Here is a 26,280-nt window from a genome sequence, read left to right as displayed (position 1 = left end):
CCCGATGAGGATCAGGTCCGCCTGAGCGTGCGCACCGGCGCGCCGGGCCGCCAGACCTGGACGACCAGGAACGTGTCGTCCTCGACGCAGGTCCGCACGACCTCCGTCAACTCGGTGCGGAAGAGGTGGAACGGCTGCGGCGGTTCCACCTCTTCCACGTACGCGGCCCGCCGCTCGCCCTCCCCGACCTCGTACGCCCGTCCGGCGATCCGCACGTCCCCGCCGCCCATCCCGGTGCCCCCGCCCGGGTTCGCCTGCAGCGCGAAGCGCGGATCGCGGCGCAGATCGAGGGCCTTCAGCGAGCCGTCCATCATGCCGAGCCACAGCTCGCCGCCCCGGAAGTCGGCCTCCAGGCCCGAGGTGCGCGGCGAGCCGTCGCGGCGCAGGGTGGCGAGGACGTGGTGGCGGAAGGCGCCGAAGCGCCGCTCGGTGACGGCCGCCAGCTCGGGTGCGGCGGTGGTGAAGGCTGCCCAGTTCATGCCGGCCAGTCTCACCGGCAAACCGGACACCCTCTGTCCGATATCCACCGCGTGCGGCATCTTTACCAACCAGCGCTGCCCTTTTGCGCCGACCGGCGGTAATTTCCCGCCCGTACCGCCGCCCCCCCACGCTGGAGGACCCCATGCACGGGCCCACGCCGCCGCCTCCGCTGCCCACCGACCGGCTGAAGTTCGCGATGCCGCCGATGCACGACTCGGTCGAGGACGAACGCCGGCACCGCAAGGAGCGGCTCGCGGGTGCCCTGCGGATCTTCGGCCGGGACGGACTCGAGGACGGGGTGTCCGGCCACATCACCGCACGCGACCCGGAGTACAGCGACTGCTTCTGGGTCAACCCGTTCGGGATGCCGTTCAAGCACGTCACCGTCGGCGACCTCGTGCTCGTCAACCAGGACGGGCAGGTCGTCGAGGGTCAGTACCACGTCAACCAGGCCGCGTTCACCGTGCACGCCCAGGTGCACGCCGCCCGCCCGGACGTCGTCGCGGTCGCGCACTGCCACTCCGTGCACGGCCGGGCCGTCGCGGCGCTCGGCGACCTCATCGACCCCATCACCCAGGAGAGCTGCGCCTTCTACGAGGACCTGGCCCTGTACGACGCCTACACCGGCGTCAACGTGGACGCCGAGGAGGGCCGCCGCATCGCCGGTGCGCTGGGGTCCCGCAAGGCGCTGGTGCTGCGCAACCACGGGCTCCTGACCGTGGGGAACTCGGTGGACGCGGCGGCCTGGTGGTTCCTGTCCCTGGAGCGGTCCTGCCAGGTGCAGCTACTGGCCAAGGCGGCCGGGCGGCCGGTCCTCATCGACCACAAGCTGGCCGTGGCCACCCGTGAACAGCTCGGCGGAGACCTGGTGGCCTGGATCAACTACCAGCCGCTGTGGCAGGACGTCAGCCGAAGCGAACCCGACCTGCTCGGCTGAGGGCTGCCCCGTGATCCCCGGCGGGCGCACGACGACGGCCACGGCACCTCGCCGCGTTGTCGGATCGCCCGGATACGCCCGGTGTGAGGACGACCCCTCCGCCTCGCGGCGCATCGCATCCGGCGCCGTGCGCCGACCCACCGGGGACTACGGGACAGCCCTTGGTGCCGTGTCGGCCGGGCCGGGGACGTCGGTGCCCCGCCCACCCGGCTGCTCGGGCAGGTGGGCCGACCGGACGGGGCCCGGGAGTCGCGTCAACATGGCGCCTCGAAATTCACCCGTAGTGACCTGGACCGTCGGGTCCGGACCGCCCGGGGTAGGGAACAATTCGCTTTCGTCGCAGGGGAGTCGCGCGGCCGAAAATACGCGCTTCGGGTGGTTTCGGCCGTGTCGAGAGGTCATGGGGAAGGCGGGCGTCGGGCGTGGCGGTGCAGGAGGCGAGACAGGGCGTGGGTGCCGACGGCACTCATGAGGGCGGCTGTGCGTGCGGGGACTGCCCGCACGGGGCCCGGCAGGGGCACCGGCGGGCCGTCGCGGCGTTCCTGCGCGTCCGCGACGAGTTCGCGGCCGGACAGGGCCTGCCGCCGGCCGTGGCTCACTCGGCCTCCGCCTCCCGCCAGTGGGTCTCCGAGGAGCTGACCCAGCGGGCCGAGGAGGTCGCCGAGCGCGGCCGCGCCGAGGGCGAGGCGTGGCTCGCGCGGCTGTGGCTGCGGACGGTGTGCGTGGTGGGCGGGGCGGTCCTCGCCCTCCTGCTGGCCGAGTCGCTCACCGCGATCGGCGCGGGCTGGAGCAGCGCCCGGACCGCCGCCCTGCTCGCCGCCCTCGCGGTCGGAGGCGTGCTGGCCGCCGCCTCCTGGTGGCACCGGGCGCGCGGCGGGGTGCTCGCCCCGCTCGTAGGCGAGGACAACCGCATGTCCACCTCCCGCACCGTGGCCGCGAGCTGGATCCTCCTCGTGGTCTACGCCGTGCTGCTGCTCGTGGGCCGGCTGGCCGCCGCCTCCGGCCGCACCGAGCGCGACGCGCTGCTCACCGGTCTTGACCTCGCGCGCGGCGCGGGGCTGGTGACCGTCGTCGGCGTGCTGTGCGGCATCGCCGTGCTGGTCCGCCGGGTGGTCGGCCTGCGCATCCTCGCCCAGCGGCTGCAGAAGGTGCCGGCCCACCGGCCGCGCGCCGCCGACCTGCTGACCGACGACTCCGGCCGGGGCTCCTTCGCCGACCTCCAGTACGTCGTCGTGAACGCGGTCGCCCTGCTGTTCGCCGCCGTCCGGCTGGCCCGCCGCCCCGACCAGCTCCCCGACCTGCCCTGGGGGCTCGCGGTGCTGGTGCTGGTCTCCGCCGCGACCTATCTGGCCGGCAAGTACGCGGAGGGCGGTCGCCCGGTGATCCTCTCCGTGGTCCGCGCCCGTGAGCCCGGCGACCTGGACGGCCCGATCCGCACCGGCGACGACATCGAGATCCGCGGCACCGGCTTCGTCCCGCCCGGCGCGCACGGTGCCGACCGGCTGTCCCGCACGGTCGTGCGCATCGGGGCCGTCGACGTCCACGTGCCGCTGGTCCCCGTCGCCGGCGGCTTCCGCAACCCCACCGACACGGTCCTGACCGTCGCGGTGCCGGTCGAGGTGGAACCCGGCCCGGTGGAGGTGCAGGTGATCACCGCGGGCGGTGCGGCGACCAACCGGTGCGTCGTGCGGGTCGCCGAGTGAGACCCGGGCCGCGTGGGTCCCGGGCCGCGTGGGGCGTGGGCCGCGTGGGGCGTGGGCCGCGTGGGGCGCGGCTCGTGGGGCACGGGCCGACCGAGGGGCGGGGCGAGCGCGGGCGGGCGCCGGGCCGGCCCTTCACCGCTCCGGCCGTCCGTGCGAACCGCGAGGTCGGAAGTCGGTAAAAGCGGTGAAAGAGTCCCATAGGGGATTGAACGGTTGCCGTTCGTCATACGTATCGTCGATTGAGGGGTCCGGCACGGCAGGTGAGAGGCGGCTGGCAGCGATGACTCAGGGAATTCGGACGGACACCTACACCTCCGATCTGAACGGTGTGCGCGGCTGGCGGGAAACGGCCACCCGGTACGCCCTCCTCCCGCTTCGCGTCTTCCTCGGCGTGACCTTCGTCTACGCCGGCCTCAGCAAGATCACCGACAGCGTCTTCCTCCAGTCCGGCGGCGCGGGGTCCATCGCTGACACCATGCGCGCGGCCCGCGGCTCCGCCGCCCTCCCGGCCCTGATCGACCTGGCACTCAGGAACCCGGTCGGCTTCGGCCTCGCCATCGCCCTCGGCGAGGTGGCCGTCGGCATCGGCACCCTGCTCGGGCTGCTCGGCCGGGTGGCGGCCCTCGGCGGCGCGCTGATCTCGCTCAGCCTGTGGCTGACCGTGAGCTGGGCCTCGACGCCGTACTACTACGGCAACGACCTCGCCTACCTGATGGCCTGGCTGCCCCTCGTCCTCGCCGGAACGCCCTACCTCTCCCTCGACGCCGCCCTCAGGTCACGCCGACGGGTCCGGGCGGGCGGCTACCGCTGACCATCGCGCGCGGCCCGCCGTCTGCGGACGCCGCGCGCCGCCGCCGCGCTGACGCCGGCCAGGCAGAGGCCGCCCACCACCAGGGGAACGATCAGGAACCACGGGACGTCCCACAGCCCGGCCGCGTCCGCGGCGTAGATCCCGCCCGCGGCGGTGAGGAAGAGACCGGTGACCAGCCTGCCCGGCTGGAACTCATGACGCAGCACGGCTGACCTCCACCTGTCCGACGCCCACCCGGAGATCCAGCCTGAGCGTGCCCGCCTTCCTCCCGGACCCGGCCGGAGACAGGGTCACCTCCTGGTGCCTGCCCGGCTTCACGTCCACGTCCTTCCTGCTGTCACCGGGCAACCGGATGTCGCCCACGCCCACGTCGATGCTCATCCGCACGGTCGCGTCCCGCGGCACGATCACCTTGAGCTGCCCCGCGCCCACCTGCGCGTCGGTGCTCACCGTCCGCCCTCTGCCGGGGTGGACCCGGGCCAGGTCCAGGGTGCCGACACCGGTGCCCACGGAGTAGGCGGGCCGCACCTCCGCCGTCGCGGCCGGTCTCCATGACGTCCGGTCCCAGTGGGTCGCCATGTCCTTCGGCAGGGCGGTGGCGCCCGCCAGCAGGCCCGCGGTGACGATCGCCAGGAGTACCGACCCGGCCCCCGTCCGGCCCAGGAACGAGCTGACCGCGATACCGAGGCCGACCGCCACGAGTGCCCAGGACAGGCCGGTCTGGAGGCTGGTGCCCAGCGGGTGCGTGTCCCAGGTCAGCCCGGTACCCAGGCCCCCGGCCAGCAGGGCGGACAGGAACACCCAGCCGCCGACCCAGCGCGGGCCGCGCGGTCCCGGCACCGTCGGCCGCGGGGCGCCGGGATGGGCCCAGGGCAGATCGACGCCGAGGTCGACGGCCGGGCCCCGGCCGGGGGTGTCGGAGGGGCCCCACAGGTACCCGGTGCCGCCGACGTGGGTGCCGTCCTTGACGATGGGATCACGCCACCAGGAGGCGTGGTGAAGGGTGACGACGGGCGGCGCCTTGGCCTCCGGCGGGGCGTCGGCGGCGGCCTGCGCGGCGAGTGGATCGGGGTCGGCGGCACCGCGGTGCCGCGACCAGTACCCGGCGCCGGCCAGCAGCAGGGAGAGCACCGCGGCGAAGGCGAGCACCCCGCCGTTCCTCAGCATGGTCAGGAAGGTCCCGCAGCCGACCAGGGCGAACAGCACGGCGGCCAGCGCCTGCCCGTCGACCCGCCCGGTCAGCAGCCTGCGGACCTCGTTCTCCTCTTCCTCCTCGTACGGTACGAGCAGCCAGGCGAAGCCGTAGAAGATGAGGCCGATGCCCCCGGTCGCGGCCAGCACGGACAGGGTGATCCGGAAGATCACCGGGTCCATGTCGGCCTGCCGTCCCAGCCCCGCGCACACGCCCGCGATCATCTTGTGCCGGCGGTCGCGCCGGAAGCGGCCCGGAACCCCGGAGAGGTCCTGCTCCTCCGTCCGCTCCTCCGTCTGCCGCTGCGTCGTCCCCGTCGTCGTCCCGCCGTGGGCGCCCGCGGCTCCCTCCGCTCCGGGCGCTCCCGTCCCTCCCGTCGCGGCGGGCGCGGCATCCGTCGGCCCGGTGCCCGGCGCCGGGCGCGGGCCGGGGCCGGGTCCCGGACCCGTCGCGGCGTGCTCGTGATCCGTCATGTGTCCATGGTGACGGTCCGTCCTTCGCGAGGGCAGTCGGGATGACCCTGGACGAACCCTGAGATCGGCCCGGAGGGACGAGGGGGAGGAGGCGCGGGGCAGCCGGCGGCCGGCCGCCCCGACCGCCGGCCCGGAGAGGGGAAGCGACCGCCGGCCCGGAGATCAGGGGAGTCTAGGGGGCGGACCCTGATGCTCCGCCGTCGAGGCCGTGTGACCATCGATGGCATGCCGGAAGCCGCAGCAGTGCCCCTCGACGACTCGCGGCCGCCGCGCAAGCTCTACCGCAGCAGCGACGGCCGCTGGCTCGGCGGAGTGGCGCGGGGCCTCGCCGGGCACCTCGGCCTGCCCGTCATCTGGGTCCGGCTCGCCTTCGTCGGCCTGTTCATGGCCAACGGACTGGGCGCGCTGCTGTACGCCGCGTTCTGGTTCTTCGTGCCGCTCGGCGTGGGCGGTGTCGGCGGCCACAAGCCACCGCTGGTCGGCACCGGGACCTCGCCGGAGGGCCGCCGCAGACTCGTGGCCCGCAAACCGGACAAGGGGCAGATCGTCGCCCTCCTCCTCATGGTGATCGTGTCCATGGTCTTCGTGGGCAGCGTCAACCTGACCAACGGGGCCCGGGCGTATCTGCTGCCCGCCGTGCTGGTGGCGGCCGGTGTCGCCCTCGTCTGGCGCCAGGCGGACAACGCCCGCCGGGCCCGCTGGGTCGAGGTCGGCAGCCGCCGGCGCACCCTCAGCCTGCTCCGTGCGGGCGTCGGAGTCCTGCTGGTCACCGCCGGTGTCTCCGCCATCTTCGTCATGCAGGGCTCGGCCGCCCACCTCGGCGCGGTCCTCCAGGCGGCGCTCGCCGTCCTCGTCGGCATCACCCTGCTCGCCGGCCCCTATCTGGTCCGGATGACCCAGGACCTGTCCGAGGAACGCCTGATGCGCATCCGCGCCCAGGAGCGCGCCGAGGTCGCCGCCCACGTCCACGACTCGGTGCTGCACACCCTCACCCTGATCCAGCGCAACGCCGACAACGCCGGCGAGGTGCGCCGCCTGGCCCGGGCCCAGGAGCGGGACCTGCGCACCTGGTTGTACAAGCCCGAGGGCACCGGCACGGACGAGGCGGACGAGCCCGACACGGTCGCCGAGGCGGTGCGGCGCAGCGCCGCCGAGGTGGAGGACAAGCACGGTGTGCCCATCGAGGTGGTCGTGGTCGGCGACTGCCCGCTCGACGAACGGACCGGGGCGCAGATGCAGGCCGCGCGCGAGGCGATGGTCAACGCCGCCAAGTACGGTGGCGAGGGCGGTGCCGTGCAGGTGTACGCCGAGGTCGAGGGGAGGACGGTGTTCGTGTCGGTCCGCGACCGCGGCCCGGGTTTCGACCTCGACTCGATACCCGCCGACCGCATGGGTGTCAGAGAATCGATCATCGGCCGCATGGAGCGCAACGGCGGCACGGCCCGGCTGCGGTCGGTGCCGGGCGGCGGCACGGAGGTCGAACTGGAGATGGAGAGGGCGGAGAAGACGTCATGAGCGACGCGACCGAGGCGAACGGTACGGCGGGAGCGGCGGAGCCGGCCGGGGGGCGGCACGTGCGCGTGGTGCTCGTGGACGACCACCGTATGTTCCGCACCGGCGTCCAGGCGGAGATCGGGCAGACCGCCGAGACCGGGGTCGAGGTGGTCGGCGAGGCCGCGGACGTCGACCAGGCTGTCTCGGTCATCACCGCGACCCGGCCCGAGGTGGTCCTGCTCGACGTCCACCTGCCCGGCGGTGGCGGCGTCGAAGTGCTCCGCCGGTGCGCCGCGTTGATGGCGGATGCCGAGCGGCCCGTCCGGTTCCTCGCCCTGTCGGTCTCCGACGCCGCGGAGGACGTGATCGGCGTGATCCGCGGCGGGGCCCGCGGCTACGTCACCAAGACCATCACCGGCACCGATCTGGTCGACTCGGTCTTCCGGGTCCAGGAGGGCGACGCCGTCTTCTCGCCGCGTCTGGCCGGGTTCGTGCTCGACGCGTTCGCCTCCACCGACGCCCCGCCGGTCGACGAGGACCTGGACCGCCTCACCCAGCGCGAGCGGGAGGTGCTGCGCCTGATCGCCCGCGGCTACGCCTACAAGGAGATCGCCAAGCAGCTCTTCATCTCGGTCAAGACGGTCGAGTCCCATGTCTCGGCGGTCCTGCGCAAGCTCCAGCTCTCCAACCGGCACGAGCTGACCCGCTGGGCCACGGCACGCCGGCTGGTCTGACCCGCGGCCGCGCCCTCACGCCACCCGGGTCGCCCCCGCGAACGGCATCTCGTCGACGGGGGCCACCCGGACCGGAGCCGACGGGTTCGGGGCGTGGATCATCCGGCCGTTGCCGATGTAGATGCCGACATGGCTGATGCCGGAGTAGAAGAAGACCAGGTCGCCGGGCTGGAGCTGGGATCGGGGCACACGCCGGCCCGCGTTGATCTGGGCGTAGGTGGTGCGGGGCAGCGAGACGCCGGCGGAGCGGTAGGCGGCCTGCACCAGTCCCGAGCAGTCGAAGGCGTCGGGCCCGGTCGCGCCCCACACGTACGGGCTCCCGAGTTTCTGGTAGGCGTAGGCGACGGCCGCGCCCGCGCGGGAGCCGGGGGCGGCGACGGACCCCGCCTGCTCCGGGGTGGAGCGCGAGGAGTGCCCGGTGGTGCCGTCGCCCGCGACCCGCGAACGCTCCGGGGGAGTGAGCCGTGCCAGCAGCCTGCGGGCCTCGACGAGCTTGCCGGTGACGGTCCGCTTGTGCCGTCGTACCTCCGCCTGCCGCGACCGCAGCGACTTCAGCTCGACGCGGGAGGCGCCGCGCAACTGCTCGATCTCGCGGAGCTGTTCCCGCACCCGTGCCACCGTGCCGGCCTGCCGGTCGCCCGCCCGTTCCGCGAACGCGGCCCCGTCGAGGTACCGGTCCGGGTGGCTGGAGAGCGCCAGTTGCCAGGAGGGGGCGATCGTGCCGTCGCGGTACTGCGCCGCCGCCAGTGAACCGAGCGCGTCACGCGCCGTGTCGAGCTTCTGCTGCCTGCGGGCGGTCTCGTCCCGCAGCGAGTTGAGCCGCCGCTGGGCGGAGTCCGCCTTCTCCTTGGACCCGTTGTACTTCTCGGTGGCGGTCTCCGCCTCGTGGTACAGCTTGTCGACCCTGGCCTTCACCTCGGCCGGCGTCAGTCGCGGCTCGGCGTTGCCCGTGCCCTCGAAGGCCGTCGCGGTGGCCGCGCCCGCCAGGGCGAGGGTGACGGCCGTGCGGGCCGTGTTGCCGCCGAGTGAGCGCTGTGGGGGCTTGCGGTGCGCTGCCACCTGGACCGTCACGTCCTTCCATGGAACCTCTGCGGCCGAGCGGTAGGGGTGTCCGGCGGCTTCCCGCACAGGGGGACGGGCCGCCGCCGGACCTTTCTCGGCGGAGGTGTCCGGCGGCCGCCCCTGGCCCGGGCGGCGGTGGGAAGCCGGTCACCTGGGGGAGGACGCTAGGCCGGACTGTGACAGGTTGGTAACACGCTGTGCGGAAGTGACCGAGACGGGCCGGTCGCGTCCGCCTGTGATCATGTGGACGGGGCGATGCTGCCGACTTCACGCCGTGTGGTGACCGAAGTGTCCGTTGAGGGACCCACTGGGGACGTGTGGTGCTATGCGGCGCACAGGTGTGAGGTCCCCCTGCCCGCACGGCCGCGGGAGCGGGCCCGGTGTCCGGCCGCCCGGGACCCCCTCATAGGCTCCGGGGTCATGGACGTACTCATCCATCTCCTCGTCGGCCTGCACATCATTGGCATCGCCGCGCTGCTCGGCGGTTTCCTCACCCAGATGAAGGCGATGGGCCAGGGCACGGCCCGGTTCGTCCCCGGGATGCTGCACGGCGCGTTCACCATGCTGGTCACCGGCGTGGCCCTGGTCGGGCTCAACGAGGCCGACGGCCACCACGTCAACACCTTCAAGATCGGCGTGAAGCTGGCCCTGCTGATCGTGATCCTCGGCCTGGTCTACGTGCAGCGCGACGAGGAGAAGGTGGACAAGCGCGTCTTCGGGCTCGTCGGCCTGCTGACCGTGGCGAACATCTTCATCGCGGTGCTGTGGACGTGAGGCTCGGCGCGCCTTGACCGGGCCGGCGAGGGCCGCGCGCACCGCCCCGGCCGGCCCCGCCGGCACGACACCGCCCGCCATGCCGGCGGCCCCCGCCGCCGGTGCGGGCACCGCCCCACGAACGCGGACCCGGGGAGCCGGGAAGGGGCGGGCGCCCGACGCCGGGGAGCGGTCGCGCCCGCGCCTCGCGCAGCACGCGCGCCAGGCGCGGGAAGCGCACCGTCAGGCGGGCCGCACCACGCGGTGGACGACCGACTCTCCCGCCAGGTGGACCGGCTCCTCGCGTACGTACGCGCCGGGACGCGGGGCGTGGATCATGGTCCCGTCGCCCGTGCACAGGCCCACATGGCTGCTGTCTTCATGGAAGAAGACCAGGTCACCGGGGCGCGCATCGGTGAGCGGGACCGCGGTGCCCATGGCGGCCTGGTCACGCGCGGTACGCGGCAGGGTGACACCGGCTGCCTTCCAGGCGGCCTGGGTGAGGCCGGCGCAGTCGTAGGAGCCGGGCCCGCTCGCTCCCGAGACGTACGGCTTGCCGATCTGGGCGCGGGCGAAGGCGATCGCCTTCTCGGCCTTGGTGACGGGGACCGGCGGGACGACGGACGGCACGCTCACCGGCACCGCCGAGGACGGCTGCCGCTCGGGAGCCGGGGCCGGGGCCGGGGGCGAAGCCACGGCCGGGGCCGGCGCCGGGACCGGGGCCGCGACCGAAGGCGCAGCCTCGGCCGAGGGCGGGGCCGGGACCGGAGCGGGATCCGGGTCCGGGTCCGGGGCTCGGACCGGAGCGGGCGCCTGTGCCCGAGCCGGTTCCGCGGCCGGGGCCGTGAGCCGGGACAGCAGTTCCCGGGAGGTGGCGAGCTTGTGCTGGACGGCCGTCTTGGCCGACTTCACGTCGTACCGGGCGGCTGCGGGCTCCTCGGGGGCCCGGGGGGACCTCCCGCGCTCGGCCGTGCCCCTCACCCGGGAGGCCAGCCGGTTCATCAGCCGGTTCTGGGTGAAGTGGTCCTCCGGGTACTCCGCGAGCAGCGAGCCGGCCGTCTCGGGGGCGGCCGTGAACGGGGCCAGTCCCTCACGGGCCTTCGTGAACAGCCCCGGACGCCGGAGGGTTTCCCCGGGCGGGGCCTCGGCGCGGGACCGCGGCGCCGCCGCGGTCTCCTCCTCCGGGTCCGCCCTGCGGTAGAGCTCGTCGATCTTCTTCTCGATCTCCTCCGCGCTCGGCCTGCCGTCGCCCGTGGCGGAGGCGGGGGCCGAAGCGGCCCCGGCCGTCTGGGACAGGACGGCGACGGAGGTGAGGGCGGCGGTGGCCAGGACGGGGGTGCGGATGTCCGTCCCGCGGGTCCCCGGGGGACCCGGCTTGCGGTGCGACGCCAAGGCTGGCGACTCCTTCCAACGTGCCGCCTACCGGGTTAGCTGTCGGGTTCGGGCGGGTGGTTCGGAAGGGTTGCCCTATGGCGTCGTCCCGGGCGGGAGTCGGCCGATTCACCCCAGGAACGGTGGGTCCCCGGCTCCGGCCGCCACGAAGGGGCGCACCGGACTCGGCGGAGGCCGCGCGGCCCGGCGAGGTTCGCCGGTAGGGGTCGTGCGGCCCGACGGCAACCTAGCCAACTCGTGTGACTTCTGTGAAGGTTGCTGCGTCATATGTCCGATACATTTCCGTGCCCCGGGCCCGGTTTCACGCGGGCGTGACAGGGCGCTTTCGCAGTGTGAGGGATTTCGGCCGCGCTCGTGCCGCGATGGCCGACGCGCCGGTGCCGTGTCCTGTCGCGGACCTCACGGGTGCCGACTTTCCGGTGCCGGGACCGGTTGTCGGTGCGGCCCCCTAGACTCGTAGAGCGATGAGCAGCCTCTTTGACGACAGCTTCCTGGCGGACCTCCAGGCCCCTCGCGGGCACGCGGAGGAGCCCCCGCCGCCGCCCGAGGACGATCACGCGCCGGAGCCCCTTCCGGACGATCTGTTCGGCGGGAAGTTCGACGTGCCGCCGGACCGGGACACCCACTACCGCGACGGTGCCCCGCGTCCCGTGATCGACCCGGACGCGCTGCTGCGGGGGCTGAACGACAACCAGCGCGCCGCGGTCGTGCACGCCGGCTCGCCGCTGCTCATCGTCGCCGGCGCGGGCTCCGGCAAGACCCGCGTGCTCACCCACCGCATCGCCCACCTGCTCGCCGCGCGGAACGTGCACCCGGGCCAGATCCTCGCCATCACCTTCACCAACAAGGCCGCGGGCGAGATGAAGGAGCGGGTGGAACAGCTCGTCGGACCGCGCGCCGGCGCGATGTGGGTGATGACCTTCCACAGCGCGTGCGTGCGCATCCTGCGGCGCGAGTCCAAGCGGCTCGGCTTCACGTCGTCCTTCTCGATCTACGACGCCGCCGACTCCAAGCGCCTGATGGCCCTGGTCTGCCGCGATCTCGACCTCGACCCCAAGCGCTTCCCGCCGAAGTCCTTCAGCGCCAAGATCAGCAATCTGAAGAACGAGCTGATCGACGAGGAGGACTTCGCCGCCCAGGCCGCCGACGGCTTCGAGAAGACCCTCGCCCAGGCCTACGCGCTCTACCAGTCACGGCTGCGCGAGGCCAACGCGCTGGACTTCGACGACCTGATCATGACGACGGTCAACCTGCTGCGCGCCTTCCCGGACGTGGCCGAGCACTACCGGCGCCGCTTCAGGCACGTCATGGTCGACGAGTACCAGGACACCAACCACGCCCAGTACGCCCTCGTACGGGAGCTGGTGGGCACCGGACAGCACGACGAGGACGTGCCGCCCGGCGAGTTCGACCTGCCGCCCGCCGAGCTCTGCGTGGTGGGCGACGCGGACCAGTCGATCTACGCCTTCCGGGGCGCGACGATCCGCAACATCCTCCAGTTCGAGGAGGACTACCCGGACGCGACGACGATCCTGCTGGAGCAGAACTACCGCTCCACGCAGACCATCCTGTCCGCCGCCAACGCGGTCATCGAGCGCAACGAGTCCCGCCGCCCGAAGAACCTGTGGACCAACGCCGGCCAGGGCGCGCGGATCACCGGCTACGTCGCCGACACCGAGCACGACGAGGCGCAGTTCGTCGCCGACGAGATAGACCGCCTCACCGACGCGGGCGAGGCGAAGGCCGGGGACGTCGCCGTCTTCTACCGGACCAACGCCCAGTCCCGCGTCTTCGAGGAGGTCTTCATCCGCGTCGGCCTGCCCTACAAGGTCGTCGGCGGTGTCCGCTTCTACGAGCGCAAGGAGGTCCGGGACGTCCTGGCCTACCTGCGTGTCCTCGCCAACCCCGAGGACTCGGTCCCGCTGCGCCGCATCCTCAACGTGCCCAAGCGCGGCATCGGTGAGCGGGCCGAGGCGATGATCGACGCCCTCTCCCAGCGCGAGCGGATCAGCTTCCCGCAGGCGCTCAAGCGTGTGGACGAGGCCTACGGCATGGCCGCGCGCTCCACCAACGCCGTCAGGCGGTTCAACACGCTGATGGAGGACCTGCGGACCGTCGTGGAGTCCGGCGCCGGACCGGCCACGGTGCTGGAGGCCATACTCGAACGCACCGGTTACCTGGCCGAGCTGCAGAACTCCACCGACCCGCAGGACGAGACCCGCATCGAGAACCTCCAGGAACTCGCCGCGGTGGCGCTGGAGTTCGAGCAGGAGCGCGGGGAGGGCGAGACGGGCACGCTCGCCGACTTCCTGGAGCAGGTGGCGCTGGTCGCCGACTCCGACCAGATCCCCGACGAGGAGGACGGCGACGGCGTCATCACCCTGATGACCCTGCACACCGCCAAGGGCCTGGAGTTCCCGGTCGTCTTCCTCACCGGCATGGAGGACGGCGTCTTCCCGCACATGCGCGCCCTCGGCCAGACCAAGGAGCTGGAGGAGGAGCGGCGCCTGGCGTACGTGGGCATCACCCGCGCGCGGGAGCGGCTGTACCTCACCCGGTCGGCGATGCGCAGCGCCTGGGGCCAGCCGTCGTACAACCCCCCCTCGCGCTTCCTGGAGGAGATTCCGGCCGCGCACCTGGAGTGGAAGCGGACCGGTGCGGCGGCGCCGGTGTCCTCCGGGCCCGCCGCCGGGATCGCCGCGTCGCTGTCTTCCTCCCGCTCCCGCTCCGCCACGTCGGGCGCGTCCGGGTTCGCCACCCGGCGCTCGGCCGAGAAGCCGGTGGTCGCCCTGGCCGTCGGAGACCGGGTCACGCACGACCAGTTCGGACTCGGCACGGTCGTCGGGGTCAAGGGCACCGGTGGCAACGCCGAGGCGACGATCGACTTCGGGGACACCAAGCCGAAGCGGCTGCTGCTGCGGTACGCGCCCGTCGAGAAGCTCTAGTCCCGCGTCAGCCAGGGTTCGCCCGTCGAGGAGCGGCGTCCGGTGCGGCGAGTGTGCCCGCTTGGCGTCGAGACGGGGCGAACCTCGGCTGACGCGGCACTGGTTCCGGTCGCGGCACCGGGCGACCCGCTGGACTACCGGACGAGGTGAGCCCCGCCCGGTCCCGGGCGGGGCTCACGTCATTCGTCCGTCTCCGCGGGGGTCAGCTCGGGTCCAGCCCGTGGCTCCGCAGCCACGGCAGCGGGTCCATGGCCGCCCCGCCGGCCGGCCGGACCTCGAAGTGCAGGTGCGGTCCGGTGGAGTTGCCGGAATTGCCGGAGTAGGCGACCGGCTGGCCGGCCTTGACGACCGTGCCGGAGGCGACGCGGTAGCTGGAGAGGTGGCAGTACCAGGTCTCCGTGCCGTCCTTCGCCGTCACGATCATCATGTTGCCGTAGGCGCTGTTCCACTTGGTGGAGACGACGCCGTCGGTCGCGGCCATCACCGTGGTGCCGTACGAGACCGGGAAGTCGATGCCCGTGTGCACGGACATCCAGTTCACACCGGCCTGGCCGAAGTAGGCGCTGAGCCCCTTCTGGGCGACCGGGACCGCGAACTTGGGCCGCAGCCGCTCCTTGAGCGCGGCCTCGGCGGCGGCCTTCTTCTTCTGCAGTTCCTGCTGGTTCTTGAGGTCGATGCGTTCCTGCGTACGGCTGGCCCGGTCGGCGAAGTCGTCCGCGCCGGCGGAGAGCGTCCTGAGCTGGGTGTCCAGCTTGCTGTTGGCGACGGACGGTTTCACCGTCTGCGCGTCCGAGGCGGTGGCGGACGATTCCTTGCCGTCGTCGGTCAGGCCGCCGACGGAGGCGGCGGCGATACCGGCGACCCCCATCACGCAGGCCGAGGGCACGGCGATGGTCAGCAGCGCGGAGCGCTTGGGGGGCGTACGGCGACGGGAACGCGCCGCGCTGCGGGAGCCCGGGCGGGGAGCCGGGATCGCGGCGGGACCCTCCTGGTCGTCGAGCAGACCCGGTACGGCGGGCAGTTCACCCGTGTCGCCCGGCCCGCCGTCCCCGGCGGCCGTTTCCCCGAACGCGCCGGGTTCGGCGTACACGCCGGGTTCGGCGTACTCGCCGAAGTCGACGGCGTCGGTGCAGTCGCCGGTGTCCGCGTACTCGCCGGTCCCGGTGTACTCGCCCGAGTCGGTGTACTCGCCCGCGTCGGTGTACTCGCCGAACTCGCCCGTCTCGGCGACCTGGTCGAACGGCTCGGAAAGCTGATCGTGCGCCGTGTCGAGCCGGTCGTGCCGCTCCGGCGTGTCGCCGGAGTTCCACTGCGTGGCGTCGTACACGCCGGTGTCATAGGTCTGGGTGCCCCACTGCCACTGCTGGGTGGGGTCGGCGGCGGACTGGTCGTGCTGCAGCCAGGCGTTCGCGTCCCACTGGCCGCTGACGTCGTTGCCCGTGGCCTGCGCCGGGACCGTCCAGGCGGTGGTGTCGTACCCGCCCGTGTCGTACGCGGTGTGCTGCTGTGCGGCGTACGGGTCGTACGGGGTGAACTGGCCCGTACCGGCCTGCCACTGCGTGCCGTCGTAGGCGCCCGTGTGCTGCTCGTCTGCCGGGAGGCTGCCGAAGAGCGGGTCGGCGGCGAAGGCGCCGGTCCCGCCGGCCGTGAAACCGGTGGCGTCGTAGCCACCGGACGTGGTGAGGTCGTCGTACTGGGCTTCCTGCGTTCCGTACGCGTAGTGCCCGGTGGAGGCGTCGGAAGCCGGGGTCGGGGTGGTCATGGTCCCCGACGGGTGACGGTCGTTCACCAACTTCTCTTTCGCCTCGACAACGGTGGCTGCCAGAGCAGTGCGGCGACTGTACCCGGCGGTACGCGGGCGCGACAATCGTCGGCCGGTTTCGCGTGGGCCGGAAACGGGCATTCGGCCGTGATTCGGGGGACCGTGAACGCGAGTTTGGCTTTGTGTTCGAGGAATGTTCGATATCGGATGACGCTGTGTCACTGCCGAGCGGCCGTGTCACCGGCTGTGAACGCTCCCGGCCCGCCTCTCGGGGGCGGCCTCTCTCACGCCACCGTCACGCCGTCGGCGAGCGGGTTCCCGGCGGGAGCGCCCTCGAGGGCCTCGCGTATCCCGGAGGCCACGGCGGGGTGCACCGGCAGGGCGAGATGCCCGATGCCCGTCACCCGGACGTTGCGCACCTCGAGGTCGGGGTGGTCGATACAGGCCGATTCCAGGGGGGCCATCACCGAGTCCAGGTCGCTCCAGAAGCTGACGAACCGCGTACGGCAGCCGGGCGCCGGACGGGTCAGCTCCTCGATCACCTCGGAGCCGGGCCGCATCTGCCGCACGATCGGGTGGGCGCTGGCCAGCGGCATCGCCCGGGTTCCGGAGTGCGGGGTGCCGAGGGTGACGAGCGTGCGCACCCGGACGTCACCGCCCAGGCACTGTGTGTAGTAGCGCGCGATGAGGCCGCCGAGGCTGTGGCCCACGATGTCGACCCGGGTGCTGCCGGTGCGCTCGCAGATCTCCTCGACGTGCCGGCCCAGCAGCTCGGCGGCTATGCGTATGTCGCACGTCAACGGAGAGTAGTTGAGTGACTCCACCCGCTGCGGGCCGCTGCGCGCGAGGCTGCGGCGCAGCAGGACGAAGACCGAGCGGTTGTCGATGAAGCCGTGCAGCAGCACGACCGGCGGTCCGTGCCTGTCCGGCAGCCGGGTGGTGCCGTCCTGGGCGGAGGGCGCGGGGCCGCGGCGTTCCTGGGTGAGGCCGGTGGGATACAGCAGCAGATGCCCGGCCAGGATCGCGGCTTCCAGTGCGGTCGCCTTGAGCAGGGTCATGGAGAGATCGACCAGTCTGCCGGGCCACAGGCGCCGGTAGAGCGGGAGGACGAGCGGCAGTACCCCGGTGACCTTCATTGGCCGACCTCCAGTCGGCACGTGGGGGGCGGCTCGGTCCCCCGCGTGCCCTCATGTCCCATCATGTGATTTCCCCCTCCCCGCGCACCGCGAAACCGCCGGTTGCGGGATGCTGGCGATAACGTTCGTTCACTTCGCGACGGGTGGCGGAACGCGCCAAAAGTGCGGTACTTGTCGTTACGGACGGAAGCGATCGCTTCCGGGGTCGTCTGATGGAGGCAGTGATGGGTGTGGCAGCCGGTCCGATCCGCGTGGTTGTGGCCAAGCCGGGGCTCGACGGCCACGATCGCGGGGCCAAGGTCATCGCGCGTGCGCTGCGCGACGCCGGCATGGAGGTCATCTACACCGGGCTCCACCAGACGCCGGAGCAGATCGTCGACACCGCGATCCAGGAGGACGCCGACGCGATCGGCCTGTCGATCCTCTCGGGTGCCCACAACACGCTCTTCGCCGCCGTCATCGATCTCCTCAAGGAGCGCGACGCCGAGGACATCATCGTCTTCGGGGGCGGCATCATCCCCGAGGAGGACATCGCGCCGCTGAAGGACAAGGGCGTCGCGGGGATCTTCACGCCGGGAGCGACCACCGGGACGATCGTGGAGTGGGTGCGGGAGAACGTGCGTCAGCCGGCCGCTTCCTGAACCGGGCCGACATGGACGCGGGGCGCCGTACGGCTCCGGGGCGCGCCCCCGGAGCCTTCAACGAACGGTTCCCCCTCTCAGACCCCGGACGGGCCGGGTGCTCCGTCCGGTGCCAGTTCCCCGGCCATCGCCGCCCGCAGCCGCAGGGTGGTGACGAGCCGCTGGAACGCCTCGGCCCAGTACCCCCCGGCGCCCGGTGAGGCGTCCTCCCGCTCGTCCGGTATCGCCAGCAGGCCGTCGAGGCGGGTGGCCTCCGCCGGATCCAGGCACCGCTCGGCCAGCCCCATCACCCCGCTGAAACTCCAGGGGTAACTGCCGGCGTCCCGCGCGATGTCGAGGGCGTCCACCACGGCCCGGCCGAGTGGGGCGGCCCAGGGGACCGCGCACACTCCGAGCAACTGGAACGCCTCCGACAGGCCGTGGGTCGCGATGAACCCCGCCACCCACTCGGCCCGTTCACCGGCGTCGAGCGCCGTCAGCAGCCTCGCCCGCTCCGCCAGGGACACCGCCCCGGGCCCGCCTGCCTCGGGGGCCGACGGGGAGCCGAGCAGCACCCTCGACCACTCGGCGTCCCGCTGCCGCACCGCCGCCCGGCACCACGCGGCGTGCAGCTCGCCCTGCCAGCCGTCGGCCACCGGCAGCGCCACGATCTGCTCCGGAGCGCGGCCGCCGAGCCGCCCGGGCCAGACCCCCAGCGGTGCCGCCTCCACCAACTGGGCCAGCCACCAGGACCTCTCCCCCCGGCCGGTGGGAGGCGTGGCCGCCACACCGTCCCGTTCCATGCCCGGGTCGCACTCGTGCGGTGCCTCCACGACGAGCGTGGGCGAGGCCGCCGTGCGGTCCACGGCCACACACGCCGCGGCCCGGCCCGCCATGCGTCCGGCGAGCGCCGAACCCGGCAGCGACGACAGCAACTCCGCCGCCGTCGCACGAACGTTGCGGCTACGGTCGCCCAACGCCCGTTCTAGGAAGGGCTCGTCCTCGGCCGACAGGCCCGCGCGCAGCGAGTCGAGGAACATCAGGCGGTCCTCCGCCCGCTCCGTCGACCAGGTCCCCTCCAGCAGTTCCCGCGCGACGGCGGGCGTACCGGCCCGCAGTGCGCCCAGCAGCGCGACCCGCTCGGCGAACAGCCCTTCCTGCCACAGCCGGAGCACCGCGGCACCGTCCGCGGCGTCGGGCGGTGCCACGCCACCGCCCGGTGCCGCGCGCAGGGCGAACCGCCAGTCCGGGTTGAGCCGGGCCAGCCACAACGCCCGCGGCCCGGCGAACGCCAGCGCCGCCGGCCGCAGGTCGGTACGGCCCCGGGCGGCGTCCAGCAGGGCGGGCAGCGCCTGGGCGGGGGGCGCGTAGCCGTGGGCGCAGGCCGCCGCCAGCCACTGCGGGAGCAGTTCCATGAGGTCCGGCGAGCCGCTCCGCCGGCCGCCGCCCGCGGCGCCGGAACGGTCGGCCAGCAGCGAGGCGAGCCGGCGGGCCGCGGCCGCGGGCAGCGCCGGACGCGGGTCCTCGGGGGCGGGCTCCGGCCGCCGTGCCGCCGGACCGGGCCGCAGGCCCGCCCGCCGTCGCACGGTCGCCACGGCGGCGGCGTCCAGCAGCGCCAAGGGCGCCTCCCGCCCGGCGGCCGTGGCCGGGGGGCGCCGGGCGGTGCCGAGCAGGGCGGCGGTGACCAGTTCCTCCCAGGGGGCCTCGCCGTTCCGGGTGGCCGGCGGTCCGTGCATGACGTCCCCTTCCTCTTCTTCCTCTTCTTCTTCCTCTTCCATCGCTGCGGGCGCCGCCCCGCACCTCGGCCGCCGGCCGGTCCCGGTCAGCACAGCGTCACCGCATCGCCCGGCCCCTCGGGCCACGCCGTCAGCGGGGTGAAGCCGCGGTGGCCGCACTCGCCGAAGACCCGCACGGGGGCGCCGCCGGACAGGGCGATCAGGCGCCACAGGCCGGGGCCGGAACGGAACGCCTCGGTGAGCGGCAGCGCCGAGTCGGCCTCGGCGTCGGCCAGTTGCCAGGCGCCGCCCGCATCCGTGTCCTGGGCGGGCACGACGCGGTCCAGCGTCACCGGGACCGAGTCCAGCCAGGGGTCCGCGCCCAGCGCCTCGCCGTAGCGCGCCGCGGCCTCGGAGGTGGTCCCACCGGGCGGGCGCGGCGCGGCGGGCGCGGGCGGGCCGTACTGCTCGCCCAGGACCGCCCGTACCTGACCGGCGCCCGGGAGCACGCACAGGTCCGCGTCCAGCGCGAGACCGACCGGCAGCGACAGCTCCGGTGCCCGGCCGGCCGCCCCGTAGGAGAGGAGCAGCCGGGTCAGGCCCGACTCGGCACCGCGCAGCCATGTCCGGCGCGTCGTCAGTCTGACGTCGGACGTGTCGTACTGCGCGAGGACCAGCCAGCGGTCGCGCAGCGGCGGGCCCTCCGGTGCCGCGGGCAGGCCGATCCGGGAGCGGATCGTGGCCGCGAGGGCGTCCGGCAGGCCGTCGCGGCGCAGCCAGCCCTGGTCGAGGAGGTGCAGCAGGGCGCTCTCCTCCAGCAGCCGCGCCGGCCAGCCCGAACCGGAGGCCGGTATCGCCCCCAACTCCCTGACGCGCGATGCGAGTCCCGGCGCCTGCGCGTCGACCATGCGCGCCGCGGTCTCCTCCCACAGGCCGTACCCCGGCTGCTCGGCCGCGGCCAGGCCGTCGCGCAGCAGATCCGCCAGGCGCTGCTCCAGCTCCGCGGCGCCCGCCGTGACCCGCTCGGCACGGCGCTCCGCCCGCCGCCGCGCCGCCTCGGAATCCGCGGACCCGGACGCCGTAGCCCCGCCCCCGGCCCGCCGGTGCTCCGCGCGCTCGCGCCGGCCCGCGAGCCACTGCCCGGCCCAGTCCGGGGGCCCGGCCGCCACCGGCACCGAGCCCTCCCCGTCCGCCCACAGCAGGAGCAGGCCCAGGGCGTGCTTGCAGGGGGACCTACGGCTCGGGCAACTGCACTTGTATCCGGGGCCGGCGGTGCCCGCGAGGTCCACCACCGTCCGGTACGGCCTGCTGCCGCTGCCCTCGCACAGCCCCCACACCGTCCCCTCCCCGCTCCCCGTACCGGACCACGGCCCGGCCGCGCCCAGCCTGCTCCCCGCCTTGCGTGACGCGGCGTCAGGCGCCAGGGCCAGCACCTCTTCCGCGGTCCGGCGCACCCCCTGCTCAGTCATGGAAACGACGGTAGGTCCCCCCACTGACAATCGACCCTGCGGGCGTGTTCGTGCAGGTCAGGGTGATTGTCAGTGGGGTGGTGCACGGTGGGACCCAGATCCGAACCGGCCGAGCTGGAGGGGGCCTCAGCCATGTCTGTGTCCGTGGAACGGATGTCCGTCGACGCGAGCGTGGAACAGGACGCGCAGGCCTTGCGGCCGCACGCCGAGCACGCCTTCGCCGCCGAACTCGCCGCGCTCGCCGCCCAGGACGACCGCCCGCGCCCGGCCCGCTGGAGACTGTCGCCGTGGGCGGTGGCGACCTACCTGCTCGGCGGCGTCCTGCCGGACGGCACCGTGATCACGCCGAAGTACGTGGGCCCGCGCCGTATCGTCGAGGTCGCCGTCACCACCCTCGCCACCGACCGCGCCCTGCTCCTGCTCGGGGTGCCCGGCACGGCCAAGACCTGGGTGTCGGAGCACCTGGCGGCCGCCGTGAGCGGCGACTCGACCCTGCTGGTGCAGGGCACGGCGGGCACGCCCGAGGAGGCGATCCGCTACGGCTGGAACTACGCGCGGCTCCTCGCCCACGGCCCCAGCCGGGACGCCCTCGTGCCCAGCCCCGTCATGCGGGCCATGGCCGAGGGCATGACGGCCCGGGTGGAGGAGCTGACCCGTGTCCCGGCCGACGTCCAGGACACCCTGATCACGATCCTGTCCGAGAAGACGCTGCCGGTCCCGGAGCTGGGACAGGAGGTGCAGGCGGTCCGCGGCTTCAACCTCATCGCCACCGCCAACGACCGCGACCGCGGCGTCAACGACCTCTCCAGCGCCCTGCGCCGCCGCTTCAACACCGTGGTGCTGCCGCTCCCGGAGAGCCCCGACGCCGAGGTCGACATCGTCACCCGGCGGGTGGAGCAGATCGGCCGCTCCCTCGACCTGCCCGCCGCGCCCGACGGCATCGACGAGATCCGCCGGGTGGTGACCGTCTTCCGCGAGCTGCGCGACGGCGTGACCGCCGACGGCCGCACGAAGCTGAAGTCGCCGAGCGGCACGCTGTCCACGGCCGAGGCCATCTCCGTCGTGACCAGCGGCCTGGCCCTGGCGGCCCACTTCGGTGACGGCGTGCTGCGCGCGGGCGATGTCGCCGCCGGCATCCTCGGCGCCGTCGTCCGCGACCCGGCGGCCGACCGGGTGATCTGGCAGGAGTACCTGGAGACGGTCGTGCGCGAGCGCGACGGCTGGAAGGACTTCTACCGGGCCTGCCGGGAGGTGAGCGCGTGAGCGACGCCGCCCGGGACGGCGCGTACGGCTCCGGGCCGCTGCTGCTGGGCGTACGGCATCACGGGCCCGGCTCGGCGCGCGCGGTGCGCGAGGCCCTGGAGGCCGCCCGGCCCGGGGTGGTACTCGTCGAGGGACCGCCCGAGGCCGACCCGCTGGTCGAGCTGGCCGCCGACCCGGACATGCGGCCCCCGGTCGCCCTGCTCGCCCACGCCGTGGACGAGCCCGGCCGCTCGGCGTTCTGGCCCATGGCCGAGTTCAGCCCCGAGTGGGTGGCGATCCGCTGGGCCCTGGAGCACGGTGTCCCGGTCCGCTTCATCGACCTGCCGGCGGCGCACACGCTGGCCTGGGACGCCGAGGCGCCGACCCCGTCCGGCGCCGGGGGCGGGCAGGGCCCGGAGGACGATCCGCGCGTCGACCCGCTCTCGGTGCTCGCCGGGACCGCCGGTCACGACGATCCCGAGCGCTGGTGGGAGGACGTCGTCGAACACCGGGGCGCCGGGCCCCGGGACCCCTTCGCGCCGTTCGCCGCGCTGGCGGAGGCCATGGCCGCGCTGCGGGAGCGGTACGGCGCCGGCGGCAGACCGCGCGACCTGGTGCGGGAGGCCCACATGCGGCTCCGGGTGCGGGCCGCGCGCAGGGAGTTCGGCCCCGCGGTGGCCGTCGTGTGCGGCGCGTGGCACGTGCCCGCGCTGCGGGAGGGGACCACCGTCACCGCCGACCGGGCACTGCTCAAGGGCCTGCCCAAGGTCAGGGCCGACCTGACGTGGGTGCCGTGGACGCACCGCAGGCTGGCACGATCGAGCGGCTACGGCGCCGGCATCGACTCGCCGGGCTGGTACGGCCATCTGTTCCGGGCACCGGACCGGCCGGTCGAGCGCTGGCTGACCGAGGTGGCGCGACTGCTGCGCGCCGAGGACCGGATGGTGTCCGCCGCGCACGTCATCGAGGCCGTACGGCTCGCCGGCGCCCTCGCGGCGATGCGCGGCCGCCCGCTGCCCGGCCTGAGCGAGACCACGGACGCCGTGCGCGCGGTGATGTGCGACGGGTCCGACGTGCCGCTGGCGCTGGTGCACGACCGGCTGGTGGTCGGCGACCTGCTGGGCGAGGTGCCGCGGACGGCACCCGCGGTGCCCCTGCAGCGCGACCTGGCCCGGGAGCAGCGCAGGCTGCGGCTGAAGCCGGAGGCTCCGCAGCGGGAGCTGGAGCTCGACCTGCGCAAGGACACCGACGCCGGCCGCGGCAGGCTGCTGCACCGGCTGCGGCTGCTCGGCGTCGGCTGGGGCGAGCCCGTCGAGTCCCGGGGGAGCACGGGCACCTTCCGGGAGACCTGGCGGCTGCGCTGGGAACCGGAGCTGTCGGTGCGGGTCGCCGAGGCGGGGGTGTGGGGGACGACCGTGCGCGCCGCGGCCACGGCGAAGGCCGAGGCCGACGCGCTCGCCGCGCGCGCCCTCGCCGACGTCACCGCCCTCGCCGAGCACTGCCTGCTCGCCGGGCTGCCCGCGGCACTGCCCGCGGTGATGCGGGCGCTCGCCGACCGGGCGGCCCTCGACACGGACGTCGGTCACCTCGCCCACGCCCTGCCGGCCCTCGTCCGTTCCCTGCGCTACGGCGACGTGCGCGGCACCGACACCGGAGCGCTGGCCGGTGTCGCGGCGGGCCTCGCCGAGCGGGTCTTCGTCGGCCTGCCCCCTGCCTGCGCCGCCCTGGACCCGGACGCGGCGTGGGAGATGCGCGGCCACGTGGACGCCGTGCACACGGCCGTCGGCCTGCTCGCGGAGACCCTGGCGGGCAGCCCGGCCGCCGGGCGCGGGGACCTGCGCGGCCGGTGGCGCGCCGTGCTGCGGACCCTGGCCACGCGGGACACCGTGTCCGGCGTCGTCCGCGGGCGGGCCGTGCGGCTGCTGCTGGACGACGGCGGACTGGAGCCCGGGGAGGCGGCCCGGCTGATGGGCCTCGTGCTCTCCCCGGGCACCCCGCCCGCCGACGCGGCGGCCTGGATCGAGGGCTTCGCCGGGGGCGGGGGCGGCATGCTGCTGGTCCACGACGAACGGCTGCTCGGCCTGGTCGACGCCTGGCTGACCGGTGTCCCCGCGGACGCCTTCACCGACGTGCTCCCGCTGCTGCGGCGCACGTTCGCGGCGTACGAGCCGGGCGTGCGCAGAACCCTCGGGGAACTGGTGCGCCGTGGCCCCGGAGCGGGCCCGGCCCGTACGGCCCGGGCGGCGGCCGTACCCGGCTTCGCCGCCGAACCGGACGCCGCGCGCGCCGCCGCCGTGCTGCCCGTGCTGCGGCTGCTGCTCGGCCCGGACCCGGGCGGCGGCACCACGACGACCGACGACCACTGCCCGACGGGAGTGTGCGCATGACCGGCGAACCCCTGCCGACGGAATCCGCCGACCCGGCACCGGAGCGGCTGCGGCGCTGGCGGCTGGTGCTCGGCGGCGACCGGGCCGACGGCACGGGGTGCGCGCTGTCCGGCCGGGACGCGGCGATGGACGCGACGCTCGCCGCCCTGTACGGCAAGGGCGACAGACCGCGGGGAGGGCGGGACCGTTCGGCGGGCCTGGGCGCCTCGGCGCCCTCCGTGGCCCGCTGGCTGGGCGACATCCGCACCTACTTCCCCTCCTCCGTGGTCCAGGTCATGCAGCGCGACGCCATCGACCGGCTGGGGCTCGCGTCCCTGCTGCTGGAGCCGGAGATGCTGGAGGCGGTCGAGGCCGACGTGCATCTGGTCGGCACGCTGCTCTCGCTCGGCAAGGCCATGCCGGAGACGACCAGGGAGACGGCACGGGCGGTGGTGCGCAAGGTGGTCGAGGACCTGGAGAAGAGGCTCGCGGCCCGGACCCGGGCCACCCTCACCGGTGCCCTCGACCGCAGCGCGCGGGTGAGCCGGCCTCGCCACCACGACATCGACTGGAACCGCACCGTCGCGGCCAACCTCAGGCACTACCTGCCCGAGTTCCGCACGGTCGTGCCGGAGCGGCTCGTCGGGTACGGGCGGGCCGCACGGTCCGTGAGGAAGGAGGTCGTCCTCTGCGTCGACCAGTCGGGCTCGATGGCGGCGTCCGTGGTCCACGCGTCCGTGTTCGGGGCGGTGCTGGCCTCGATGCGGTCGATCGACACCCGGCTCGTCGTCTTCGACACGGCGGTCGTGGACCTCACCGACCAACTGGACGACCCGGTCGACGTGCTCTTCGGCACCCAGCTCGGCGGCGGCACGGACATCAACCGGGCCCTGGCCCACTGCCAGGAGCGGATCACCCGGCCCGCCGAGACGGTGGTCGTGCTGATCAGCGACCTCTACGAGGGCGGCATACGCGACGAGATGCTCAAGCGGGTCGCCGCCATGAAGGCGTCCGGGGTGCAGTTCGTCACCCTGCTCGCGCTGTCGGACGAAGGAGCGCCGGCGTACGACCGGGATCACGCGGCGGCGCTTTCGGCGCTCGGCGCACCGGCGTTCGCCTGCACGCCCGACCTGTTCCCGGAGGTGATGGCCGCCGCGATCGAGAAGCGTCCACTGCCGATACCGGACACCGTCTGACGGAGCATGAGAAAAGGGACTTGGCTACTCATTGGTAACGGGGGGCTTGCGCGATCTCGGGCCGTGCGTGCGAGTATCTACGCCGCCTTCACCTGCCGAACCGAGGAAGTCCACGCCTCTTGACCCTGACAGCAGCTCCGTTCGGGACCGCAGTGCGCACAGTGCGCGCCGTGGCCGGGCGGCGTGCGCTCCAACTGGTGCTGCTGCTCGGTGGACTGCTCGCTGTCGGCTTCCTCTGCGGGGGGCAGGCCCGCGCGGCCGAGGGCACGCCCACCAACCCGGTGGGTTCGGTGCTGCCGCGGACCGTTGACGAGGACGTGCCGGCCGTCGAGGCGGGTGCCGTCACGGCCGGGTCCGGCACGGCGCAGTCCGGCACGGCGAAGTCCGTCACGGCCGGGTCCGGTACCGAGGCGAACGCCCGCTCCGTCACGGCAGAGTCCGTCAGGGCCGCGGCCGTCACCTCAGAGACCGTCACCGAACGAACCGTCACGGAAGGGGCCGTCACGGAAGGGGCCGTCGCCGAACGGGCCGCCACCGCCGTGCGAGGAGTCATCGGCGGCACGGTCGCCGAACAGCCCGTCACCTCGGTCGAGGAGGCCGGCGAACGGGTCGTCACACCGGTGCGCGCCGTCGTGCGCGAGACGGCCGGCACGCTCGAGGAGGCACGGGCCGCCGCGCTGCCCGCGACCTCCCCCCTGCAGGTGCCGGGACTCCCCGGAGTCTCCGAGCGGCTGCCCGTGCACCAGCCGTCCGCGCCGGTCACCTCCGAACCCGCGGCGGAGCGGCACGGCGCCGCGG

Annotated in this window: 20 protein-coding genes, 1 pseudogene and 1 riboswitch; of the genes and pseudogenes, 12 read left to right on the top strand and 9 right to left on the bottom strand. The window is 74.1% G+C overall.

Annotated elements, in window-relative coordinates:
• Positions 1 to 11: 11 nt before the first annotated feature.
• Positions 12 to 479 carry a pyridoxamine 5'-phosphate oxidase family protein gene (locus MXD57_RS28145; protein WP_250404966.1) on the bottom strand — a complete coding sequence of 156 codons (468 nt, stop codon included), beginning with the start codon at positions 477 to 479 and terminating at the stop codon, positions 12 to 14.
• Between the two features lie 143 nt (positions 480 to 622).
• Between MXD57_RS28145 and MXD57_RS28140 the strand changes: the two genes are divergently transcribed.
• From MXD57_RS28140 to MXD57_RS28130, 3 genes are all read left to right on the top strand, one after another.
• On the top strand, positions 623 to 1,417 hold the full coding sequence (locus MXD57_RS28140; RefSeq protein ID WP_250404964.1) for a class II aldolase/adducin family protein: 795 nt from the start codon (positions 623 to 625) through the stop codon (positions 1,415 to 1,417).
• A 422-nt stretch (positions 1,418 to 1,839) separates the two neighbouring features.
• The gene (locus MXD57_RS28135; RefSeq protein ID WP_250404962.1) at positions 1,840 to 3,120 is read left to right on the top strand and encodes a hypothetical protein; all 1,281 of its coding nucleotides are present in this window, start codon (positions 1,840 to 1,842) and stop codon (positions 3,118 to 3,120) included.
• 280 nt (positions 3,121 to 3,400) lie between these two features.
• Entirely contained in the window at positions 3,401 to 3,931 is a 531-nt protein-coding gene (locus MXD57_RS28130; RefSeq protein WP_250404961.1) for a DoxX family protein, read from the top strand.
• Here the strand turns inward: MXD57_RS28130 and MXD57_RS28125 are convergent.
• Both MXD57_RS28125 and MXD57_RS28120 read right to left on the bottom strand, forming a co-directional pair.
• The gene (locus MXD57_RS28125; RefSeq protein WP_250404959.1) at positions 3,922 to 4,137 is read right to left on the bottom strand and encodes a hypothetical protein; all 216 of its coding nucleotides are present in this window, start codon (positions 4,135 to 4,137) and stop codon (positions 3,922 to 3,924) included. The two genes, MXD57_RS28130 and MXD57_RS28125, sit on opposite strands and share 10 nt — an antisense overlap.
• Entirely contained in the window at positions 4,124 to 5,596 is a 1,473-nt protein-coding gene (locus MXD57_RS28120; protein ID WP_250404957.1) for a PspC domain-containing protein, read from the bottom strand. Before MXD57_RS28120 ends, MXD57_RS28125 begins: the two co-directional genes overlap by 14 nt.
• A gap of 189 nt (positions 5,597 to 5,785) precedes the next feature.
• Here MXD57_RS28120 and MXD57_RS28115 point away from each other — a divergent pair, with 189 nt between their 5' ends.
• Together MXD57_RS28115 and MXD57_RS28110 are read left to right on the top strand one after the other, a co-directional pair.
• Positions 5,786 to 7,111 (top strand): ATP-binding protein, encoded by a 1,326-nt coding sequence (locus MXD57_RS28115; protein WP_250404955.1) that lies wholly within the window; start codon positions 5,786 to 5,788, stop codon positions 7,109 to 7,111.
• On the top strand, positions 7,108 to 7,824 hold the full coding sequence (locus MXD57_RS28110; protein ID WP_250404952.1) for a LuxR C-terminal-related transcriptional regulator: 717 nt from the start codon (positions 7,108 to 7,110) through the stop codon (positions 7,822 to 7,824). Before MXD57_RS28115 ends, MXD57_RS28110 begins: the two co-directional genes overlap by 4 nt.
• Positions 7,825 to 7,839: 15 nt before the next feature.
• On the opposite strand, the gene MXD57_RS28105 is transcribed toward MXD57_RS28110, so the two are convergent.
• A complete protein-coding gene (locus tag MXD57_RS28105; protein WP_250404982.1) occupies positions 7,840 to 8,883 on the bottom strand; it encodes a C40 family peptidase in 1,044 nt (347 codons plus the stop codon).
• A gap of 423 nt (positions 8,884 to 9,306) precedes the next feature.
• Between MXD57_RS28105 and MXD57_RS28100 the strand changes: the two genes are divergently transcribed.
• Positions 9,307 to 9,660, top strand: a complete 354-nt coding sequence (locus MXD57_RS28100) for a hypothetical protein (protein ID WP_250404951.1) — start codon at positions 9,307 to 9,309, stop codon at positions 9,658 to 9,660.
• 222 nt (positions 9,661 to 9,882) lie between these two features.
• Here MXD57_RS28100 and MXD57_RS28095 read toward each other — a convergent pair whose 3' ends face one another.
• Positions 9,883 to 11,031: a C40 family peptidase gene (locus tag MXD57_RS28095; RefSeq protein ID WP_250404949.1), complete on the bottom strand. Its 1,149-nt coding sequence runs from the start codon at positions 11,029 to 11,031 to the stop codon at positions 9,883 to 9,885.
• Between the two features lie 8 nt (positions 11,032 to 11,039).
• A riboswitch (cyclic di-AMP (ydaO/yuaA leader) is annotated at positions 11,040 to 11,197 on the bottom strand.
• Positions 11,198 to 11,495: 298 nt separating this feature from the next.
• Between MXD57_RS28095 and pcrA the strand changes: the two genes are divergently transcribed.
• Entirely contained in the window at positions 11,496 to 13,976 is a 2,481-nt protein-coding gene (gene pcrA, locus MXD57_RS28090) for a DNA helicase PcrA (RefSeq protein WP_250404947.1), read from the top strand.
• A 202-nt stretch (positions 13,977 to 14,178) separates the two neighbouring features.
• Here pcrA and MXD57_RS28085 read toward each other — a convergent pair whose 3' ends face one another.
• Both MXD57_RS28085 and MXD57_RS28080 read right to left on the bottom strand, forming a co-directional pair.
• Positions 14,179 to 15,879 (bottom strand): M23 family metallopeptidase, encoded by a 1,701-nt coding sequence (locus MXD57_RS28085; protein ID WP_284506199.1) that lies wholly within the window; start codon positions 15,877 to 15,879, stop codon positions 14,179 to 14,181.
• Positions 15,880 to 16,022: 143 nt separating this feature from the next.
• Positions 16,023 to 16,874: an esterase/lipase family protein gene (locus tag MXD57_RS28080; RefSeq protein WP_250404944.1), complete on the bottom strand. Its 852-nt coding sequence runs from the start codon at positions 16,872 to 16,874 to the stop codon at positions 16,023 to 16,025.
• A 224-nt stretch (positions 16,875 to 17,098) separates the two neighbouring features.
• Here MXD57_RS28080 and MXD57_RS28075 point away from each other — a divergent pair, with 224 nt between their 5' ends.
• The gene (locus MXD57_RS28075) at positions 17,099 to 17,515 is read left to right on the top strand and encodes a cobalamin B12-binding domain-containing protein (RefSeq protein ID WP_250404942.1); all 417 of its coding nucleotides are present in this window, start codon (positions 17,099 to 17,101) and stop codon (positions 17,513 to 17,515) included.
• Between the two features lie 77 nt (positions 17,516 to 17,592).
• Here MXD57_RS28075 and MXD57_RS28070 read toward each other — a convergent pair whose 3' ends face one another.
• Both MXD57_RS28070 and MXD57_RS28065 read right to left on the bottom strand, forming a co-directional pair.
• The gene (locus tag MXD57_RS28070) at positions 17,593 to 19,230 is read right to left on the bottom strand and encodes a DUF5691 domain-containing protein (protein WP_250404940.1); all 1,638 of its coding nucleotides are present in this window, start codon (positions 19,228 to 19,230) and stop codon (positions 17,593 to 17,595) included.
• An 86-nt stretch (positions 19,231 to 19,316) separates the two neighbouring features.
• Complete coding sequence (locus MXD57_RS28065) at positions 19,317 to 20,678, bottom strand: SWIM zinc finger family protein (protein WP_250404939.1); 1,362 nt, start codon at positions 20,676 to 20,678, stop codon at positions 19,317 to 19,319.
• A 132-nt stretch (positions 20,679 to 20,810) separates the two neighbouring features.
• Between MXD57_RS28065 and MXD57_RS28060 the strand changes: the two genes are divergently transcribed.
• From MXD57_RS28060 to MXD57_RS28045, 4 genes and pseudogenes are all read left to right on the top strand, one after another.
• Positions 20,811 to 21,941: an ATP-binding protein gene (locus tag MXD57_RS28060; RefSeq protein ID WP_250404938.1), complete on the top strand. Its 1,131-nt coding sequence runs from the start codon at positions 20,811 to 20,813 to the stop codon at positions 21,939 to 21,941.
• Positions 21,938 to 24,307 (top strand): DUF5682 family protein, encoded by a 2,370-nt coding sequence (locus MXD57_RS28055; protein ID WP_250404937.1) that lies wholly within the window; start codon positions 21,938 to 21,940, stop codon positions 24,305 to 24,307. Before MXD57_RS28060 ends, MXD57_RS28055 begins: the two co-directional genes overlap by 4 nt.
• Entirely contained in the window at positions 24,304 to 25,482 is a 1,179-nt protein-coding gene (locus tag MXD57_RS28050) for a vWA domain-containing protein (protein ID WP_250404935.1), read from the top strand. Before MXD57_RS28055 ends, MXD57_RS28050 begins: the two co-directional genes overlap by 4 nt.
• A gap of 170 nt (positions 25,483 to 25,652) precedes the next feature.
• Positions 25,653 to 26,280, top strand: a pseudogene (locus MXD57_RS28045) (hypothetical protein); the annotation flags it as partial.

The organism is Streptomyces cellostaticus (genome assembly GCF_023630175.1).
Classification (GTDB): Bacteria; Actinomycetota; Actinomycetes; order Streptomycetales; family Streptomycetaceae; genus Streptomyces; species Streptomyces cellostaticus_A.
This window is presented reverse-complemented; position numbering and strand designations above follow the sequence as displayed.